At 39.7% G+C, this 17,935-nt stretch carries 21 protein-coding genes; 15 read left to right on the top strand and 6 right to left on the bottom strand.

Going from position 1 to position 17,935, the window contains the following annotated elements; translation table 11 throughout:
* Positions 1-5 precede the first annotated feature (5 nt).
* The 8 genes from HNR53_RS11365 to HNR53_RS11330 all read left to right on the top strand — a co-directional run bounded on the left by HNR53_RS11365 (position 6) and on the right by HNR53_RS11330 (position 6,645).
* Positions 6-515 carry an RDD family protein gene (locus tag HNR53_RS11365; RefSeq protein ID WP_184526025.1) on the top strand — a complete coding sequence of 170 codons (510 nt, stop codon included), beginning with the start codon at positions 6-8 and terminating at the stop codon, positions 513-515.
* Positions 516-624: 109 nt separating this feature from the next.
* On the top strand, positions 625-1,317 hold the full coding sequence (locus HNR53_RS11360) for a DUF2953 domain-containing protein (protein ID WP_184526023.1): 693 nt from the start codon (positions 625-627) through the stop codon (positions 1,315-1,317).
* 19 nt (positions 1,318-1,336) lie between these two features.
* Positions 1,337-1,819: a GerW family sporulation protein gene (ytfJ, locus tag HNR53_RS11355; RefSeq protein ID WP_184526021.1), complete on the top strand. Its 483-nt coding sequence runs from the start codon at positions 1,337-1,339 to the stop codon at positions 1,817-1,819.
* Positions 1,820-1,988: 169 nt separating this feature from the next.
* Entirely contained in the window at positions 1,989-2,489 is a 501-nt protein-coding gene (tpx, locus tag HNR53_RS11350) for a thiol peroxidase (RefSeq protein WP_184526019.1), read from the top strand.
* A 130-nt stretch (positions 2,490-2,619) separates the two neighbouring features.
* Positions 2,620-3,609 (top strand): N-6 DNA methylase, encoded by a 990-nt coding sequence (locus HNR53_RS11345; RefSeq protein WP_184526017.1) that lies wholly within the window; start codon positions 2,620-2,622, stop codon positions 3,607-3,609.
* Between the two features lie 308 nt (positions 3,610-3,917).
* Positions 3,918-5,105: an acetate kinase gene (locus tag HNR53_RS11340; protein ID WP_184526016.1), complete on the top strand. Its 1,188-nt coding sequence runs from the start codon at positions 3,918-3,920 to the stop codon at positions 5,103-5,105.
* A gap of 133 nt (positions 5,106-5,238) precedes the next feature.
* Positions 5,239-6,081 (top strand): EcsC family protein, encoded by an 843-nt coding sequence (locus HNR53_RS11335; RefSeq protein WP_184526014.1) that lies wholly within the window; start codon positions 5,239-5,241, stop codon positions 6,079-6,081.
* A gap of 48 nt (positions 6,082-6,129) precedes the next feature.
* Positions 6,130-6,645, top strand: a complete 516-nt coding sequence (locus HNR53_RS11330; protein ID WP_184526012.1) for a MogA/MoaB family molybdenum cofactor biosynthesis protein — start codon at positions 6,130-6,132, stop codon at positions 6,643-6,645.
* A 71-nt stretch (positions 6,646-6,716) separates the two neighbouring features.
* Here HNR53_RS11330 and HNR53_RS11325 read toward each other — a convergent pair whose 3' ends face one another.
* Positions 6,717-7,031 carry a hypothetical protein gene (locus HNR53_RS11325; protein ID WP_184526010.1) on the bottom strand — a complete coding sequence of 105 codons (315 nt, stop codon included), beginning with the start codon at positions 7,029-7,031 and terminating at the stop codon, positions 6,717-6,719.
* A gap of 203 nt (positions 7,032-7,234) precedes the next feature.
* Here HNR53_RS11325 and HNR53_RS11320 point away from each other — a divergent pair, with 203 nt between their 5' ends.
* Both HNR53_RS11320 and argH read left to right on the top strand, forming a co-directional pair.
* The gene (locus HNR53_RS11320; protein WP_184526008.1) at positions 7,235-8,440 is read left to right on the top strand and encodes an argininosuccinate synthase; all 1,206 of its coding nucleotides are present in this window, start codon (positions 7,235-7,237) and stop codon (positions 8,438-8,440) included.
* Positions 8,437-9,810, top strand: a complete 1,374-nt coding sequence (gene argH / locus HNR53_RS11315) for an argininosuccinate lyase (RefSeq protein WP_184526006.1) — start codon at positions 8,437-8,439, stop codon at positions 9,808-9,810. The genes HNR53_RS11320 and argH overlap by 4 nt, the downstream gene beginning before the upstream one ends.
* Positions 9,811-9,869: 59 nt before the next feature.
* Here argH and HNR53_RS11310 read toward each other — a convergent pair whose 3' ends face one another.
* Positions 9,870-10,334, bottom strand: a complete 465-nt coding sequence (locus tag HNR53_RS11310) for a universal stress protein (protein ID WP_184526004.1) — start codon at positions 10,332-10,334, stop codon at positions 9,870-9,872.
* Between the two features lie 191 nt (positions 10,335-10,525).
* Here HNR53_RS11310 and ald point away from each other — a divergent pair, with 191 nt between their 5' ends.
* Positions 10,526-11,644: an alanine dehydrogenase gene (gene ald / locus HNR53_RS11305; protein ID WP_184526002.1), complete on the top strand. Its 1,119-nt coding sequence runs from the start codon at positions 10,526-10,528 to the stop codon at positions 11,642-11,644.
* A 79-nt stretch (positions 11,645-11,723) separates the two neighbouring features.
* Here the strand turns inward: ald and HNR53_RS11300 are convergent, their stop codons facing one another.
* Entirely contained in the window at positions 11,724-12,818 is a 1,095-nt protein-coding gene (locus HNR53_RS11300) for a M24 family metallopeptidase (protein ID WP_184526000.1), read from the bottom strand.
* A 166-nt stretch (positions 12,819-12,984) separates the two neighbouring features.
* Here HNR53_RS11300 and HNR53_RS11295 point away from each other — a divergent pair, with 166 nt between their 5' ends.
* The 3 genes from HNR53_RS11295 (at position 12,985) to HNR53_RS11285 (ending at position 15,450) form a co-directional block, all read left to right on the top strand.
* Entirely contained in the window at positions 12,985-13,665 is a 681-nt protein-coding gene (locus HNR53_RS11295) for a metal-dependent hydrolase (RefSeq protein ID WP_184525998.1), read from the top strand.
* Between the two features lie 130 nt (positions 13,666-13,795).
* The gene (locus tag HNR53_RS11290; protein WP_184525996.1) at positions 13,796-14,041 is read left to right on the top strand and encodes a YtxH domain-containing protein; all 246 of its coding nucleotides are present in this window, start codon (positions 13,796-13,798) and stop codon (positions 14,039-14,041) included.
* A gap of 89 nt (positions 14,042-14,130) precedes the next feature.
* Positions 14,131-15,450 (top strand): CBS domain-containing protein, encoded by a 1,320-nt coding sequence (locus HNR53_RS11285; RefSeq protein WP_184525994.1) that lies wholly within the window; start codon positions 14,131-14,133, stop codon positions 15,448-15,450.
* A gap of 68 nt (positions 15,451-15,518) precedes the next feature.
* Here the strand turns inward: HNR53_RS11285 and HNR53_RS11280 are convergent, their stop codons facing one another.
* Positions 15,519-15,818, bottom strand: a complete 300-nt coding sequence (locus HNR53_RS11280; RefSeq protein WP_184525992.1) for a YtpI family protein — start codon at positions 15,816-15,818, stop codon at positions 15,519-15,521.
* A gap of 181 nt (positions 15,819-15,999) precedes the next feature.
* Between HNR53_RS11280 and HNR53_RS11275 the strand changes: the two genes are divergently transcribed.
* On the top strand, positions 16,000-16,947 hold the full coding sequence (locus HNR53_RS11275) for a DHH family phosphoesterase (protein ID WP_184525990.1): 948 nt from the start codon (positions 16,000-16,002) through the stop codon (positions 16,945-16,947).
* A gap of 17 nt (positions 16,948-16,964) precedes the next feature.
* Here HNR53_RS11275 and ytrI read toward each other — a convergent pair whose 3' ends face one another.
* Positions 16,965-17,468 carry a sporulation membrane protein YtrI gene (gene ytrI / locus HNR53_RS11270; protein WP_184525988.1) on the bottom strand — a complete coding sequence of 168 codons (504 nt, stop codon included), beginning with the start codon at positions 17,466-17,468 and terminating at the stop codon, positions 16,965-16,967.
* Positions 17,465-17,803 (bottom strand): sporulation membrane protein YtrH, encoded by a 339-nt coding sequence (gene ytrH, locus HNR53_RS11265; protein ID WP_184525986.1) that lies wholly within the window; start codon positions 17,801-17,803, stop codon positions 17,465-17,467. Before ytrH ends, ytrI begins: the two co-directional genes overlap by 4 nt.
* Positions 17,804-17,935: the final 132 nt, after the last annotated feature.

Genomic DNA, 17,935 nt, shown 5'->3' with positions numbered 1-17,935 from the left:
AAATAATGGACAGAGAAAAACAGGAATTTGAAAAAACAGGGCAGAATAATGCGGACCATTTTCAGGAAAATAGCGCTGAAGTTCATCCAATAGAGCCGAATTATGCTGGTTTTTGGATCCGATTTTGGGCCTATTTGCTGGATCTTGTGGTGATCGCCAGTATCAACGGAATTCTTGTGTATCCTGTATTCCGGCTAATGGATCTGCCGCTGAATAAAGCCAGCATGTTTGCACCAATCTCGATTGTTACAGCGATCATCTTTTATGCCTATTTTATTTTGATGACTAAATTCCTTGGACAAACATTAGGGAAAATGGTATTCGGCTTAAAGGTGAAGACGCTGAATGATACAAAACTAAACTGGTCCACGGTATTATTTCGGGAATGGATTGGCCGCTTTATATCCGGAACGATCCTTGTTTTGTATTTTGTGGTTGGATTTTTACCGAAAAAACAAGGAGTTCATGATTTATTTGCTGATACAACAGTGGTTCATGAGAGGATACCCGTTTGAAAACTGGGTTCAAAATAGCAGCTATTTAAAATAAACCTGCCCATCTGGGGCAGGTTTATTTTTGTCTGTTTTTGCCAATAATAACAGGCTGAAAGGTAGTGAATAAAAATTGAAATGGGTTTTGCTTGGTTGTTTACTGCTGATTCTATTATTTGCTATTATCCTAATGATAAAAATGAAGGTTTCGATTCACTATAAACATGCTCAGGATGATGATTCTCTTAAAATAGAATTTCGTGTATTATTCGGCCTTATTAAATACAGACTAAATGTACCGCTTATTAAAGTAGACGATGATTCACCTTCCCTTGTAGTAGAAAATAATCTGGAATCAGGGAATGGAGATAAAAAGAAAGAAGAAACAACCAAAATAACTGAGGACGATCTGCTAAAAAGGTTTCATGATTTCAAAGCTTTATTGGAACATGTCGTATCATTACATCGGATTATCCGAAACTTCCTGAAAAAGGTGAAAATAACCAAGCTGGACTGGTTTACCGCGATTGGAACAGGTGATGCGGCTTTGACAGGAATGCTGTCAGGTGCAGTATGGACGATAAAGGGGAGTATCATTGGGTTAATCAGTCACTATTTTCTCCTAAAGAACGTACCGCGGGTTTCCGTTCAGCCGTATTTTCAAATGAAGGTGACGCAAACTGTATTTACGTGTATGCTTCAATTTAGAATCGGGTATGCTATGTTTGCAGCAATCAAAATTATCAAATTTTGGAAGGGCGGACTGCCGAAATTTAACAAAAAACCACTTTCCGCCGTGTCACAAAATAAAACGAATTCCATTTAATTGAGGAGGTTAAAAGCACATGTCCGATCATCCAATTCAAGGATTAATGACGACTGCTATGGAAAATTTAAAGGAAATGATCGATGTCAATACGATTATAGGGGACCCGGTTGAGACGCCGGATGGGAGTGTTATTTTAACCGTTTCCAAGGTCGGCTTTGGTTTCGCAGCAGGCGGCAGTGAGTTTATTATGAACGGGGGAGACGACAGCGGTAGTCAAGGATCCGATAAAACGAAGCATCCTTTTGGCGGTGGCAGCGGGGGCGGGGTTTCGATTACTCCAATTGCCTTTTTAATTGTCAATTCACAAGGTGTAAAAATGGTCCATCTGGATGAAAATACGCATTTGTATGAAAGAATTCTCGATCTTGCACCGCAGGCTGTTGATAAAATCCAGCAAATGTTATCGAATAAAGATAAAAATAATTCGGCATCAAAATCAAACCCAGCAAACAATCAACAAAACGAATACAATGGTCCAAAACAGGATCTTGATTTATAATCCGAGCATGGTTAACTTTCAAGATGGAAGGTTAACCTTTTTTGTTGAAATTTACCTTTACCGGAGAATAAATCCTTTTTCCTGAATCCCGAGTCATATTAATTGCAAATATTGTAGAAAAGTAATATAGTTTTCACTGTGAACATATTGTTTAAGGAGGAAGATGAATTTGGCATCTGTTACATTTGCGAATAACCCTGTTACATTAATTGGAAATGAAGTGAAAGTTGGAGATAAAGCACCTGATTTTACAGTGTTAGCTAATGATTTATCACCTGTTACATTAGCTGATTCTAAAGGAAGTGTGCGTTTAATCAGCGTAGTCCCATCTTTAGATACTGGAGTATGTGATGCGCAAACACGCCGTTTTAACGAAGAAGCAGCAAAATTAGACAACGTAAATATTTTAACAATCAGTGTAGATTTACCGTTTGCACAAGCACGCTGGTGCGGTGCGGCCGGAATTGACAAAGTTAAAACTCTTTCTGACCACCGTGACCTTTCTTTCGGGGAAAACTACGGAGTAGCTATTGAAGGTCTTCGCTTACTTGCCCGTGCAGTATTTGTTGTTGATTCCAATGACGTTGTTACATATGCTGAATATGTACCTGAGGTAACAACTCACCCTAACTATGAAGCAGCCATTGAAGCAGCAAAAGCAGCAAAATAATTAGAGCGAGTTTTTAATTTCATATTGTTATGAATCGAAAAGCCGGCAAATTTTATGCCGGCTTTTCCTTGTGCATTCCTTTAATCGTGGCTAAAATAGGAAAAGAAACTAATGGCAGGAGGAGATATCTGTGAAAACCACTCCGGTTGAAGAACTATTCAACGTGCTCAATGAAAGTGCGGATTTATTACAGCAGGAACTCGATTGCACCTACCTGGAGGCACTGGCAAAAACAGGGGAAAATATATTTCAACAGTCAATCCTTCAAAAGATTGAAAGTGAATGGACGGGTAAAAGGCTGAAAAAAATCTATGAAGGACTAAATCTGGATCATTTCTCTAAGGAAGAAATACGAAAGTCATTTCAATTAGCCATTTTAAAAGGGATGAAGGAAAGTGTACAGCCAAACCATCAAATGACTCCTGACTCCATCGGAATGCTGTTTGGCTATCTGCTTAATAAATTTATGAAGCAAAACTCCTACCGGATATTGGATCCTGTAGTTGGAACGGGGAATTTACTCACTGCGGTGATGAATCAAGAGCTGAACAAACAGATAGAGGGTATTGGTGTCGATATAGATGATTTATTAATCAAGCTGGCGTATATTAATGCAAACCTTCAGGAGCATCCAATTGAACTATTCAATCAGGACAGTCTCGAACATTTGTTTATTGAAAAGGTCGATGCCGTGATTGGTGATCTTCCGGTGGGTTACTACCCGAATGATATTCGCGCTGCCGACTATGAACTGAAGGCAGACAATGGTCATTCGTATGCCCACCATCTGTTCATCGAACAAAGTATTCGCCATGTAAGACCTGGAGGGTATTTGTTCTTTCTAATTCCTAACGGGCTGTTTGAAAGTGAACAGGCAAAAAAGCTGCATGAATATATGATGAAAAATGTATACATACAAGCTATACTTCAATTACCAGAATCATTATTTAAAAATAAACAAAATGCAAAAAGTATTTTAATTATGCAGAAGCAAGGAGAGCAAGTGAAACAGCCAAAAGAGATACTATTAGTGAATATGCCTTCTTTAACGAATGGTTCAGAGCTGGAAAAGATTTTAATAAAAATGGACCGGTGGATAAACGAGAATAAGTCATGTTAATCAATTACTCTATGGTTTTTTGCTCATAAAGAGATAAGACCTTTCGTACGGTGGCTTTGGGGATGATCAGTGCCATCATATAGAAAGGCCTTTTTTTATTGTTGGGAATATTGGTATTAATTAAACAATCTGAAAATATTTACTTTTATATTGTAAACGCCAACATTCGACAAAATTCTTGAATAACTTCTCGAACAGTGTTTAAATGAAAAATTGAGGAGATTAAATATAAAAGTTGTACAAACTAGGTTTGTACTAATATTTAATATAATTAATAAAGACTGTTATATAAAGGAGCGTTAGCACTCATGGCAAAAATTATCGCAATTAATGCCGGCAGCTCATCGTTTAAATTCCAATTATTTGAAATGCCGAGCGAAGAAGTTATTACAAAAGGTCTTGTTGAAAGAATTGGTATGAATGATTCTATTTTTACTATTACAGTAAATGGTGAAAAACAAAAGGAAACTTTAGATATTCCTGATCATAACGTTGCTGTTGAAATGTTATTAAATAAATTGACTGACTTAGGAATTATTAAATCCCTAAATGAAATTGAAGGGGTTGGACACCGCGTTGTGCACGGGGGAGAAGAATTTGCTGATTCTGTCTTAATTACAGATGAAGTTTTACAGAAAATTGAGGATCTTTCTGAACTGGCACCGCTGCACAATCCAGCAAACATAACAGGTATCAAGGCGTTCCATAAAGTTCTGCCTAATGTTCCTGCAGTTGCAGTGTTTGATACTGCATTCCACCAAACGATGCCGGAGAGTTCATTTTTATACAGCCTTCCTCATGAATATTATGAAAAATATGGTATTCGTAAATACGGTTTCCATGGTACTTCACATAAATATGTTGCAGAACGTGCAGCTGAAATGCTTGGCAGACCATTAAGCCAATTGCGTTTAATTTCCTGTCATCTGGGAAATGGAGCAAGTATTACAGCGATTCAAGGCGGAAAATCGATTGATACTTCAATGGGATTCACCCCGCTTGCAGGTGTAACAATGGGTACACGTTCAGGAGATGTTGACCCAGCCCTTATTCCATATATTATGGACAAAACAGGGAAATCTGCGGAAGAAGTAATCGATGTTTTAAATAAGCAGAGCGGTATGCTTGCACTTTCCGGCTTTTCAAGCGACCTTCGTGATATTGAGGTTGAGGCTGAAAAAGGCAACGAAAGAGCTGAGCTTTCATTATCCGTATTCGCCAGCCGTATTCATAAATATATTGGTTCATATGCAGCGCGTATGTACGGAGTAGATGCGATTATCTTTACTGCCGGAATAGGCGAAAACAGTGATGTCATTCGTGCACGGGTATTAAACGGTCTTGAATTCATGGGCGTATATTGGGATCCTGCATTAAATGCGCTTCGCGGTGAGGAGCGTTTCATCAGCTATCCTCATTCACCAGTAAAAGTAATGGTGATTCCAACAGACGAGGAAGTTATGATTGCCCGCGACGTTGTACGTTTAAGCAAATAAACATTTAGAAAAAAGACAAAGGTTATCGTGCCTTTGTCTTTTTTGCCTTTGTAACCGGGTACCTGATAAGATTTTCCTATTTGGATATGTTATACTGAACAAAACTCCATTTAGGTTTTAGGGGGGATTGGCAATGTCGTTAACAGCCCGGGAAAGAACTGTGCTGCAGGAGATCCATGAGTGGGAAAATAAGCTGTATAGATATGAAGCAAATGATTTTCAATTGATCTATGACAAGTATATTGAACGCTCATTTCAGCAGCTGCCTGAAAAAACAAGAGAGTCTTTTTTTGCCATGCTGGATAATTGGTTATTTCATACACATGCCTTTATTCAAGGCTCGCAGCTGCAGATGGATGCAAAAGAGAAAATTATTTTGAACGGAAGAATTTTTAACGAGGAGATTTCCGAAATTCAAGATATGAAGCAGCTTTCCGTTGCTCAGCTGCAATACATAGCAAACCAGCAGATTGCCAGACACCGTTTATATTCATTTGCCCAAGGAGGAATGACCGGAACGGGAGGAACGGTTTTGCTTGGCTCTGATATTCCATTCATGGCAGTGATTAACTTGCGGGCTGTACAATTAATTGCGGCGACATACGGAGTAGAGGTAAATACACCGTATGAAATGATGACTGCATTAAAAGTATTTAATGCTGCTGTGCTGCCCAACCGGCTGAAAGGGCAGGGATGGGAAGAATTGAAAAATGATGTGCGAAATTTAAAGGATCTTTATTTCTATGAAGGCAGCGAGGAATTAGCGGATATTGCATGGATCGAACAGCTTTTGAAGCAGGGGTTAAAGGGACTGGCGATTATGATGCTGCGGAAAAAAATGATTCAGGGAGTTCCCTTTATCAGTATGGCGATTGGAGCGGGAATGAATTATCAATTAACGCGAAAAGTTACTGATTTTGCCCATAAATATTATCAAATGAGATATTTAAGCGAAAAAGGTTCGCTTAAGCTTTAATTTAATTCAGCCGCTGATGAGCAGCTTAATAGGAGGCTACCGACAGGAATGAGTACACATGAGCATAAGAAAGAAGCACCTAAGAGTGTGACCTGTAAAGTCATTACAGTAAGTGATACACGCGATCAGGATACAGATAAAAGCGGAAAATTAATGATCGAATTATTGGAGCATGCCGGACATAGGGTCGGGGAGTATGTCATTGTAAAAGATGAAGAGAGTCCAATTCGAGACGAAATCTTAAAAGGCTGCAAAAATGAAGAAATTGATATTATTTTAACGAACGGCGGCACTGGGATTGCCCTAAGAGATGTGACGATTGAAACGGTACAAAAGCTGTTTGATAAAGAAATAAGCGGTTTTGGCGAGATATTCAGAATGCTCAGCTATCAGGAAGATATAGGATCTGCTGCTATCCTATCGCGTGCCATAGCGGGAGTAATTGGCCATAAAGCAGTATTTTCAACCCCGGGGTCATCAGGGGCTGTCAAATTAGCGATGAATAAACTAATATTACCCGAACTGGGACATGTAGTGAGAGAATTAAAAAAAGATTTGTATTAAGCCGTTAGACAAGCTAGTGCAAATAAAAAAAGTGACTTAAGGCGAACGATCATCCTTTAAGTCACTTTTCATTAGTAGTGCATTTTTTCCGTAATATTCTGGTGTGTGCGGAACCAGAGCCATAAATCATTGATAATCGAGGCAAGCTCGGCTATTTCACTGTTTAAGAGGCAGGACCGGGCAAAATCATTCTCATCAGAAAGCTCTGTTTGTTTCTCATTAATCATTTTTTCTAAATTGATAATATGGTCAGGAATCGAACCTCTAATGGTTTCCCAGGTAAATAAAATAGACTGACGTTTTTCCAACGGTAAATCATCCCACTCGACGTTTAAAACCGGGATTTGAATTCCCAATCGTTTGTCGAGGATAAAAAAATCCTCCATGATTTTCCCCCTAAAACATTGCATTTATAGACTCCATTCTACTATACTCATCTTATGTGTTCCAATAAAATAATTTTAGGATAAATTGTCGAATATGTATTGAATTTTTCCGGAAAAGTTGTTAAAGTGATATTCAGGTAATTGAATAAAAATATAAATTAATGAATAATTATTCGTAAACATATATTAGGGGGTATTTGGTTATGTCAAATCCAAAAGTAGTTTTAGCGTATTCCGGCGGTTTAGATACATCTGTTGCAGTTAAATGGTTACAAGAAAAAGGATACGATGTAGTGGCTTGCTGCCTTGATGTTGGTGAAGGAAAAGACTTAGACTTCATTAAAGAAAAAGCTCTAACAGTTGGAGCAGTAGAATCTTATGTAATCGATGCAAAAGAAGAATTTGCTCAAGATTACGTTTTAGTTTCATTGCAGGCTCATACATTGTATGAAGAGTCTTATCCATTGGTATCTGCGTTATCAAGACCGCTAATTTCTAAGAAACTTGTCGAAATTGCAGAAGAAACAAACGCAGTAGCAATAGCACATGGATGTACCGGTAAAGGAAACGACCAAGTTCGTTTTGAAGTTTCCATTGCAGCATTAAACCCGAACCTGCAAGTTTTAGCACCTGTGCGTGAATGGGCATGGTCAAGGGAAGAAGAAATTGAATATGCAAAACAAAAAGGAATCCCGGTTCCGATTAATTTAGACAGCCCGTATTCCATTGACCAAAACCTTTGGGGAAGAGCAAACGAATGCGGAATTTTAGAAGATCCTTGGGCTGCACCGCCAAAAGACGCTTATGAATTAACAGCTGAAATTGAAGATACACCGGATACTCCAGAAATCATTGAACTTGGTTTTGAGAAAGGTGTACCTGTTACGTTAAATGGAAAAGCTTATAAGCTTTCTGAATTAATTCTTGAGCTAAATGCTTTAGCCGGCAAACACGGAATCGGCAGAATTGACCATGTTGAAAATCGTCTTGTTGGAATTAAATCACGTGAAGTTTACGAGGCACCTGCGGCAATGACACTTATTAAAGCACATAAAGAATTAGAAGACTTAACACTTGTGAAAGAAGTTGCTCATTTCAAACCAATTATTTCACATAAATTATCTGAGATTATTTATAACGGTCTATGGTTCTCTCCATTAAGAGATGCTCTTTGTGCCTTCTTAGATGAAACGCAAAAACATGTTACAGGTACTGTAAGAGTAAAACTATTTAAAGGGCATGCGATTGTCGAAGGAAGAAAATCAGAGTACTCTTTATATGATGAAAAACTAGCAACATATACTTCTGATGATGAGTTCGATCATGCATCTGCTGTAGGCTTTATCAAATTATTTGGTCTTCCTACAAAAGTACAAAGTATTGTGCAAAACAAGAAGGTGACAGAGTGAAAAAGCTTTGGGGCGGAAGATTTACAAAGTCCGCAGAAGAATGGGTGGATGAATTTGGAGCATCCATTTCTTTTGACCAGGAATTAGTGATGGAAGATATTACTGGCAGCATCGCCCATGTGACGATGCTGGCCAAAACAGGTATTTTAACCGAAGAAGAAGCTGAACAAATTAAGAAGGGCTTAGAGGCCTTAAAAGAAAAAGCTTCGCATGATGAATTGGAATTCTCTGTGGCTTTAGAGGATATTCATTTGAATTTGGAAAGCAAGCTGACAGACATGATTGGACCTGTAGGCGGCAAGCTCCATACAGGCCGCAGCCGTAATGATCAGGTTGCTACTGATATGCATTTGTATTTGAGCAAGCAGGTTCAGGATATCATTGAATTAGTTGTTGAGCTGCAGCAGGCGCTGCTCGAAAAAGCTGAACAGCATATTGAAACGATTATGCCTGGATATACTCACTTGCAGAGAGCACAGCCTATTTCCTTTGCCCATCACTTAATGGCTTATTTCTGGATGCTTGAACGTGATAAACAGCGTCTTTCTGAAAGTCTTAAGAGAATCAATATTTCTCCGCTTGGAGCAGGCGCGCTGGCAGGAACGACTTTCCCGATTGATCGTGCTTACAGTGCGGAATTGATGGGATTTGACGGTATTTATGAGAATAGCATGGATGCTGTCAGCGACCGTGACTTTATTTTAGAATTTCTTTCGACAAGTTCGATCATGATGATGCACTTATCCCGCTTCAGCGAGGAAATCATTCTCTGGTCCAGCCAGGAGTTTCGTTTTATTGAACTAGATGACAGCTTTTCAACAGGAAGCAGCATTATGCCGCAAAAGAAAAATCCTGATATGGCGGAACTTATTCGCGGCAAGACAGGCAGAGTTTACGGAAACCTTTTTGGTCTGTTAACTGTTTTAAAAGGACTGCCGCTTGCGTATAACAAAGATATGCAGGAAGATAAAGAAGGTATGTTTGATACGGTTAAGACCGTTTCAGGTTCTTTAAAAATCTTTGCCGGTATGATTCGGACCATGAGGGTACAAACCGGAAATATGGAAAAAGCAACGAAACAGGATTTTTCTAATGCTACCGAACTTGCCGATTATTTATCAAGCAAAGGGATGCCGTTTAGGGAGGCCCATGAAGTAGTTGGAAAGCTTGTCCTTCACTGTGTGCAGAAGAACTGTTATTTGAGTGATTTAACGATGGAAGAATTTAAAGAATCCAGCAGTCTTTTTGAAGATGATATTTATGAAGTTCTTGCACCGGAAACAGCTGTGGCACGCCGTAACAGTGCTGGCGGCACCGGTTTTGAACAAATTAAACTTGCCATTGATAAAGCGAAAAACTGTTTAAAATAATGGATAAAATAAAAAACCGGCTGTTTTATGAACAACCGGTTTTTTATACATATTAAGTATTATTCATCTTCTTCAAAGATTTCTTTATCAGTACGGACAATCAATACATCACATTTTGCGTAACGGGCAATATGCTCAGACACGCTTCCGATCAGGAATCGTTCAACAGCATTTAAACCGGTTGCGCCACACATTATTAAATCAATATCATGCTTTTTAGCAATGTCTTTCGGAATTTTTACTTTAGGAGAGCCATAGTCAACTTCGTACTCTACTTCTTTTACCCCTGCTTCCAGCGCCTCGTTTTTATAATTTACCATGAGTTCTCTGGCAAATTTGTCAGCTCTTTCAGCAATGGTACGATCATAGGCCTCAACAGTGGCAAAAGTACGTGTATCAATGATATGTGCTAATAAGAGTTTAGCATCATTCCTTTTAGCAACTTGTACAGCTTTTTTAAATGCCCATTCAGCTTCTTTTGAACCATCTACAGCGACAAGAATTTTTTTATACGTTAGACCCATAACAATTCCCTCCTTTTACTTTATTATACAATAAATAAAAATGAGAATAACTACTATTTTTCGACAAATGCTAAAATTGTCTTCATTATTTTGTGATAAATATGGCTTAGATTATCCTCATTATTTGACATTTCACATTTCCGAAGTGGTATAGTGATAAGTAACAAAATTCCTTTTTAGGTGGGATACAAATGCGCATTGGAGTACCAAAGGAAATAAAAAATAATGAAAATCGTGTGGCGATGACACCAGCCGGGGTCATGCATCTTGTCAAAGAAGGGCATCAGGTAGTGATTGAAAAAGGCGCAGGTCTTGGGTCGGCCTTCACGGATGACGATTATATCGGAGCCGGTGCAGAGCTGGTTTTGTCGGCTAGCGAAGCCTGGGCGCAGGACATGGTCATGAAGGTAAAGGAACCGCTCCCTAGTGAATATTCATACTTCCGCGAAGGGTTAATTTTATTTACATATCTTCATCTTGCTCCTGAACCGGAACTGACAAAAGCATTGCTGGATAAAAAGGTGATTGCCATTGCCTATGAAACGGTACAGCTTGCAAATGGAAGTTTACCGTTATTATCGCCAATGAGTGAAGTTGCAGGAAGAATGGCACCGCAAATAGGGGCGCAATTTCTCGAAAAGGTAAATGGAGGAAAGGGGATTCTCTTAGCGGGGGTACCGGGTGTGGCAAAAGGAAGGGTTGCTATTATTGGCGGCGGGGTTGCCGGGACAAATGCTGCGAAGATAGCGGCCGGACTCGGAGCGAAAGTATCGATATTGGATGTGAATCCTGAACGCCTGCAGCAGTTAGATGACCTGTTTGGCACCAATGCAGAGGTTCTTATGTCCAATCCGTATACAATAGCTGAGGCAGTGCGGGATGCTGATCTTGTGATCGGCGCCGTGTTAATTGCGGGCGCAAAAGCACCGACTCTTGTTTCGGAGGAGATGGTGAAAACGATGAGTCCCGGTTCAGTCATTGTGGATATCGCCATTGATCAAGGCGGAATATTCGAAACAACGGATAATATTACGACACATGACAACCCAACCTATGTGAAACATGGTGTTGTCCACTATGCTGTTGCGAATATGCCGGGGGCCGTTCCCCGAACATCCACCATGGCTCTGACGAACGTAACCGTCCCATATGCCGTGCAAATTGCCAATAAAGGATTCAAACAGGCTTGTCTCGAAAATGAAGCGCTGCGAAAAGGGATTAATACCCTAAATGGCTTTGTCACCCACAGGGCTGTCGCAGATGCCTTGGATTTAGATTATCATGATCCAGTGGCGGCATTGCAGCAATAGGAAATCCTGCTTGACGCTGTATACAAAAAACCAGCCTTATTCCGCCGATTCAGGGATAAGGCTGGTTTTGCTTACAGGACTATAGCCCAATCAATTCTTTCGGAAATTTCGTCAATACTTCTACACCATTTTCCGTCATGCACACATCATCTTCGATGCGGACCCCTGCAACATTTGGTACATAGATTCCCGGTTCAATGGTATAAACCATTCCTGGCTCCAATAGTAACGGATTTGTTTCAGTCACGGATGGATATTCATGCACGCTGATGCCAAGTCCATGACCAAGACGGTGTGGGAAAAACTCACCATAACCGGCTTCTTCGATGATGTTCCTTGCCGTTCGATCTACATCTGCTGCTGATACGCCCGGTTTACTTGCTTCAATAGCAGTAAGCTGTGCCCGAAGCACTGTGTCATAAATCTCCTTTTGTTTCTCTGTAATCTCACCATAGGCAATGGTCCGCGTGATATCTGAGCAGTAGCCATCAACCACCACACCTAAATCAAAAAGTACAAAGTCTCCTTTTTTAATTTTCGTTAATCCGGGTGTACCATGGGGTGACGCGGCGTTTGCACCTGTTAATACCATTGTGGAAAAGGACATTTTCGCGATGCCCTTCTTTTTCATTTCATATTCAATCGCTGCCAAAATATCTAATTCAGTTTTTCCTTCCTTGATTTCCGCACAGCCGGCCTCAATGGCGTAATCGGCCAATGCACATGCTTTAAGCAGTTTATTTCGTTCATCGCTGTCCTTTATCATGCGCAGCTTACGCAGTTTTTCTTCTGCAGAAAAAAACGCAGCATCTGGCATTATGGCCGAAATGGCTTCAAAGCGCGCGACATTCATATGTTCTTTTTCAATCGCTGCCTTTGTTATCCGTGAAAGTCTTTTCTGCACAGCATTCGAAAGTAGCTGCCATGGATTGTCAATATCACTGTAAGCGATGATTTCATATTCCCAGCCGGAAGCTTTAGCCTCTTCCTGTTCCATCCCGGGGCAAACAAGAAGCGGTTCTTTCTCTTGAAACAATAGCAGTCCCAACAGCCTTTCATGCGGCTCACAATAAAAGCCGCTTAAATAAAAAACATTATCTGTAGAGGTTAAGAATGAAACATCGATATCGTTTTGTTTCATCCATTCCAAATAGTTTGTTAACCTTTGTTTCATTTATTACCCCTCTTTTCTATGAGTATCCAAATAATATAGCTAATTTTCATTGTACTATTTTAATTTAGGTGAGAAAAGGGCATACAAGTTGGTGCAGCTGTCTAAAGGACTTTTTTGTCCAATCTAGAATGTATTAGCGAAAAAGCTTTTTAAAGGAGTGGAAAAAATGAAGGTAAGTTATCATGGACATTCAGTGGTGAAAATAGAAACGGGTGGAAAAACCATTATCATTGATCCCTTCATAACAGGAAACAGCCTCACTGACTTAAAAGTCGAGGATGTAAAACCGGATTGTATCATTGTTACGCATGGACACGGTGATCATCTCGGGGATACGATACAATTAGCAAAAGCTAATGATGCTTTAGTGATTGCCAATGATGAATTAGCGATTTATTTAGAGTGGCAGGGTCTTAAAGTCCATAATATGCATATTGGCGGATCTTATCAATTTGATTTTGCCAAGGTGAAACTGACACCTGCCTTCCATGGTACCGGTCTGCATACAGACGATCACCAAATTATCTATTTAGGGATGCCGGCGGGGGTTTTGTTTATGGCGGAGGGAAAAACGATTTATCACTCCGGTGATACGGCTCTTTTTTCCGATATGAAATTAATTGGTGAGCGCCATCCGCTTGATCTGGCTTTTCTGCCAATCGGTGATAATTACACAATGGGTCCGGAGGATGCGGCATATGCGGCCAAATTACTTGGAGCCAAAACAACTGTCCCAATGCACTATAATACATTCCCAGTGATTCAGCAGAATCCGCAGAAGTTTATTGATCTGCTTGATAAGCAAAACGGCCGTATCCTGAAACCGGGTGAAGTACTTGAACTATAAACATTTCATGTTAAATCAGCTATAAAAATAAAACGCCTACAAAACCCTCATCACCCATTTTTTTGATAATTTGACTTTTTTTCTTCTTGTCCGCATAGAAATAGAGTATATGGATAAATGAGGTGATTTCATGAAAAAAAATCGATATTTACTGTGCCTGTTGTTAAGCGGTCTTCTTTTATACTATGCGGTTCCCCGGATTTCGATGTTCAGTCCGGGAGCTGAGGGTGTCTTTGCCTATGCCTGGCTGGGGTTTGCTTTGATCGTGATTGCCGGCAATCTAACCGGACTGTTATATACACCAAAACCACAAGGTAAACAACAGTTGAAAGGAAATAGGGCCAGAAAGCGGATAAAATCACGGTATTATAATTAAAACAGAATACGTGAAAAAATTGAAACAGAAGCCCAAGAACCGTATAATAGTAATATATCGTTACGAATTTAAGAAAAAGGGTGAGGTTCTTGGCAACAAAACATGAACAGATCTTACAATATATTGATGAATTGCCAATCGGTGAGAAAATCTCAGTCAGACAGATTGCCAAGGCGCTGGAAGTAAGTGAAGGAACCGCGTATCGTGCAATTAAAGAGGCTGAGAATAAAGGATATGTCAGTACGATTGAACGAGTGGGAACGATCCGCATTGAAAGAAAGAAAAAAGAAAACATTGAAAAACTAACCTTTGCTGAAGTGGTTAACATTGTCGATGGACAGGTTTTAGGCGGAAGAGACGGGCTTTATAAGACTCTTAATAAATTTGTTATCGGAGCGATGAGATTAGAAGCAATGATGCGTTATATCGCAGCGGGAAATCTTCTCATTGTCGGGAACCGTTCAAAGGCTCACGAGCTTGCTTTAAAAGCGGGAGCAGCTGTATTAATAACAGGAGGTTTTGATACAGAGGATGATGTCAGAAAATTGGCTGATGAATTAAAAATCCCCATCATTTCAACAAGCTACGATACGTTTACGGTTGCGACGATGATTAACCGCGCCATCTATGACCAATTAATTAAGAAAGAAATTGTCCTAGTTGAGGATATTCTGACACCTCTGCAAAATACGGTGTATTTAAAGACAACAGATACCGTAGCAGATTGGCATTTACATAATAAAGATACAACACACGGACGATTTCCGGTCATTGACCATAATTTGAAAGTGCAGGGGATGGTTACAGCCAAGGATGTTATTGGCCAGTCTAATGATCTTCCGATTGAAAAAATTATGACAAAAAATCCGATGACAGTTGGCGGCAAGACAAGTGTGGCATCAGCTTCCCATATGATGGTCTGGGAAAGTATTGAGATACTGCCGGTGGTTGATGATTCAAACCATATCGAGGGAATTATCAGCCGTCAGGATGTTCTCAAAGCCCTGCAAATGATTCAGCGTCAGCCGCAGGTGGGAGAAACACTGGATGATATTGTAACAAATCAGATTGTCTTGATGAAAGGAAAAACTAGAGCAGAAGATGTTTATCGCTGTGAAGTCACTCCGCAAATGACAAACCATCTGGGTACCATTTCCTATGGTGTTTTCACCACTGTTGTTTCTGAAGCAGCCAATCGGGTGCTGCGAGGGTATAAGAAAGGTGATCTGGTTGTGGAAAATATAACCATTTACTTTCTTAAGCCGGTTCAGATTGACAGTACCCTTGAAATTTATCCAAAGGTTCTGGAAGCAGGGAGAAAATTTGGTAAAGTTGATATTGAGGTTTTCAATGAAGGAATACTCGTTGGAAAAGCCATGATGATGTGTCAACTGATGGATCGCCATTAATCGAAGCATTCATATGAAAAAAGGCTGTGTAAATGCCAAAAAGGGACTGCGGGTCCCTTTTGCTATCTTTAAATGGTTTCCTGTAATTCTTTCTTAACAAGAGGAAGAAAATATTTATAGGCCTTAATACCGCCCATGATATTTATCGCGCCTAGTACAATAAATATACCAGCGACAATATAGGTTACCGTTGTGTGAAATAAGAATAGCTGATTCACTCCGAACATGGCAATAAATGAACCAAGGGCAATACTAGATTTAGCAGAAATCCACTTCTTTTCTGCAGGGAGTTTAGTCCGGAAGTATTTGGCTTTGAAATAAATGTAAAAGGATAAAGAAAAAACAATTAATATGACAAAAACTGGCATCTGTACTTTCCCCCATTCATACTCTATGACAAACAGTATTCGTTCCTATTTCATTACTGTCTACACTGATAACTTTATTTTACCCATTTTCATAGCGATTGGCTACGTCCATGCATCATTCTTTTTATTTTCTATCATTTATGATATGAATAAAATAATGAAACGATTAAGGAGAGCTTGAATGAAAGAAAAGATATTATCAGCCATTAAACAATATGATACGATCATTATTCATCGTCATGTCCGTCCGGATCCCGATGCTTATGGTTCTCAAGGGGGACTTGCCGAGATTTTACAGGCGTCATTTCCTGAAAAATCAATCTTTACAGTGGGAAAAGAGGAGGAATCGCTGCAATTTCTTCGCCGTCTGGATACCATACCTGACGAGACGTATAACGGTGCATTAGTCATCGTTTGTGACACAGCAAATGAAGCCCGCATTGATGATAACAGATACCGGACAGGGGACAAATTAATTAAAATTGACCACCATCCAAACGAAGACCCGTATGGGGATTTGCTGTGGGTGGATACAAGCTCAAGTTCAACGAGTGAATTGATTTATGACTTTTATAAGTATGGCATGGATAAGGGATTGAAAATGTCAGATGCTGCTGCAAGACTCTTGTATGCCGGTATTGTCGGGGATACAGGACGGTTTTTATTCCCAAGTACAACAAATAGAACATTCGCTTACGCCGGTGAATTAATTCATTATTCATTTTCGCGGACGGAAGTTTATGACAAAATGTATGAATTAAAGCCCAACATTGTCAAACTAAATGGTTATATTCTGCAGACTTATGAAATAGGAGAGAATGGAGTCGCGTATGTTAAATTAACGAAGGAATTGTTGAAGAAATATGATGCGGTTCCGGCACAGGCCTCTGTGCTTGTTAGTTCACTTGGTCATATTCAAGGAATTATTGCCTGGGTGTTCTTTATTGAAGAAGAGGATCAAATCAGAGTCCGTCTTCGTTCCAAAGGTCCCGTGATCAATGGTGTGGCACGCAAATTTCAAGGTGGGGGACATCCACTGGCCGCAGGTGCATCCATTTATTCTTGGGAAGAAGCCGAGTCAGTTATTCATGAATTGGAAGATTTATGCGAGAATTACGCCCGGGTCTAATTCCGGGCGTTTTTTCATTACTCAGCTATCATCAGTTCGATCTCAATGGAGAGCGTCGTGTAGATCGTCATTTCCGTTATTTTACATTTATAGCGTTTATCATTGACAGGCAGGACTTTATTCTCAATGATTTTTTTGATTAACTCCCGGCTGTTATAGGCGGTATCGAGGTCTTTCGCGATCATCATCCCGATATCTTTCTTGATTCCATCTTCCATTTGAAAAATGCTTAATTGATCTAAATCATATTTATCTTTGTTTTTTATTTTGATATAAATAGATTGAACGGTTAGTTTGTGCAGATTCTCCTTGTTCAGATTCTTAAATTCTTCCTGCCAGATCATCTTCTCATTTTCTAATTTGTGAATTGTTGTTTGCTGCTTCGTAATTTCTTTGCTGTACTCCTCCTGCCATTCGCCATAAATATATAAAAAAATGAACCAGCTGACACATGCGCCAATGAGAACGCCGGCTGAAAATTGCTGCCATGTCGGCTTCTGGTAGTATGGAGGGACTCTCATAAACTGGTATGCTCCTGAGTTAACCAGTTAATAAATAAAGAGCCTGTCTGCGCACCGCCCAATGCCGAAAGGATTAACAGGCATTGTTTAAATAAATCCTTCGTTTCTCCTTCTAAAATACCCCTTTCCAGCGTTGAAACGGCATCAAAGGTGCCTCCGATAGCTGTTACGATGGCCCAAATATGGATCATGTTTGACAACCGGTAAATTAAGGTTAAGGGTGGTTTTCCTGTAAGAAAGGCAGCCAGACCGCCGATGATGGAGCCCCCGATAAGGACGCCAAGTGCGATGAAATAGCTTTGTAAAAATAGTGAGAAAAACGGTTGATTTTCCATATCATCCCATCCTTAAGTGATTAATCATTCTATTAAAACATATGGACAAAGATCCACAATTATGTTCAGGCTGTAAAAGTAAAAAATAAGAACGTATTTTCTTTTCTTCTCTAAAACTCTATAATGAATTCA

Source organism: Bacillus benzoevorans (assembly GCF_014207535.1).
Lineage (GTDB): Bacteria > Bacillota > Bacilli > Bacillales > Cytobacillaceae > Bacillus_BD > Bacillus_BD benzoevorans.
This window is presented reverse-complemented; position numbering and strand designations above follow the sequence as displayed.

What these genes read in the sequence shown, in the direction of transcription:
- HNR53_RS11290 (WP_184525996.1), top strand. Translation starts at nt 13,796, where the DNA reads ATGAAAAAAAATCGATATTTACTGTGCCTGTTGTTAAGCGGTCTTCTT.
- ytrI (WP_184525988.1), bottom strand. Translation starts at nt 17,468, where the DNA reads ATGAGAGTCCCTCCATACTACCAGAAGCCGACATGGCAGCAATTTTCA.
- HNR53_RS11325 (WP_184526010.1), bottom strand. Translation starts at nt 7,031, where the DNA reads ATGGAGGATTTTTTTATCCTCGACAAACGATTGGGAATTCAAATCCCG.
- HNR53_RS11280 (WP_184525992.1), bottom strand. Translation starts at nt 15,818, where the DNA reads ATGCCAGTTTTTGTCATATTAATTGTTTTTTCTTTATCCTTTTACATT.
- ald (WP_184526002.1), top strand. Translation starts at nt 10,526, where the DNA reads ATGCGCATTGGAGTACCAAAGGAAATAAAAAATAATGAAAATCGTGTG.
- HNR53_RS11340 (WP_184526016.1), top strand. Translation starts at nt 3,918, where the DNA reads ATGGCAAAAATTATCGCAATTAATGCCGGCAGCTCATCGTTTAAATTC.
- HNR53_RS11295 (WP_184525998.1), top strand. Translation starts at nt 12,985, where the DNA reads ATGAAGGTAAGTTATCATGGACATTCAGTGGTGAAAATAGAAACGGGT.
- HNR53_RS11320 (WP_184526008.1), top strand. Translation starts at nt 7,235, where the DNA reads ATGTCAAATCCAAAAGTAGTTTTAGCGTATTCCGGCGGTTTAGATACA.
- HNR53_RS11275 (WP_184525990.1), top strand. Translation starts at nt 16,000, where the DNA reads ATGAAAGAAAAGATATTATCAGCCATTAAACAATATGATACGATCATT.
- HNR53_RS11365 (WP_184526025.1), top strand. Translation starts at nt 6, where the DNA reads ATGGACAGAGAAAAACAGGAATTTGAAAAAACAGGGCAGAATAATGCG.
- HNR53_RS11335 (WP_184526014.1), top strand. Translation starts at nt 5,239, where the DNA reads ATGTCGTTAACAGCCCGGGAAAGAACTGTGCTGCAGGAGATCCATGAG.
- HNR53_RS11300 (WP_184526000.1), bottom strand. Translation starts at nt 12,818, where the DNA reads ATGAAACAAAGGTTAACAAACTATTTGGAATGGATGAAACAAAACGAT.
- ytrH (WP_184525986.1), bottom strand. Translation starts at nt 17,803, where the DNA reads ATGGAAAATCAACCGTTTTTCTCACTATTTTTACAAAGCTATTTCATC.
- HNR53_RS11330 (WP_184526012.1), top strand. Translation starts at nt 6,130, where the DNA reads ATGAGTACACATGAGCATAAGAAAGAAGCACCTAAGAGTGTGACCTGT.
- ytfJ (WP_184526021.1), top strand. Translation starts at nt 1,337, where the DNA reads ATGTCCGATCATCCAATTCAAGGATTAATGACGACTGCTATGGAAAAT.
- HNR53_RS11310 (WP_184526004.1), bottom strand. Translation starts at nt 10,334, where the DNA reads ATGGGTCTAACGTATAAAAAAATTCTTGTCGCTGTAGATGGTTCAAAA.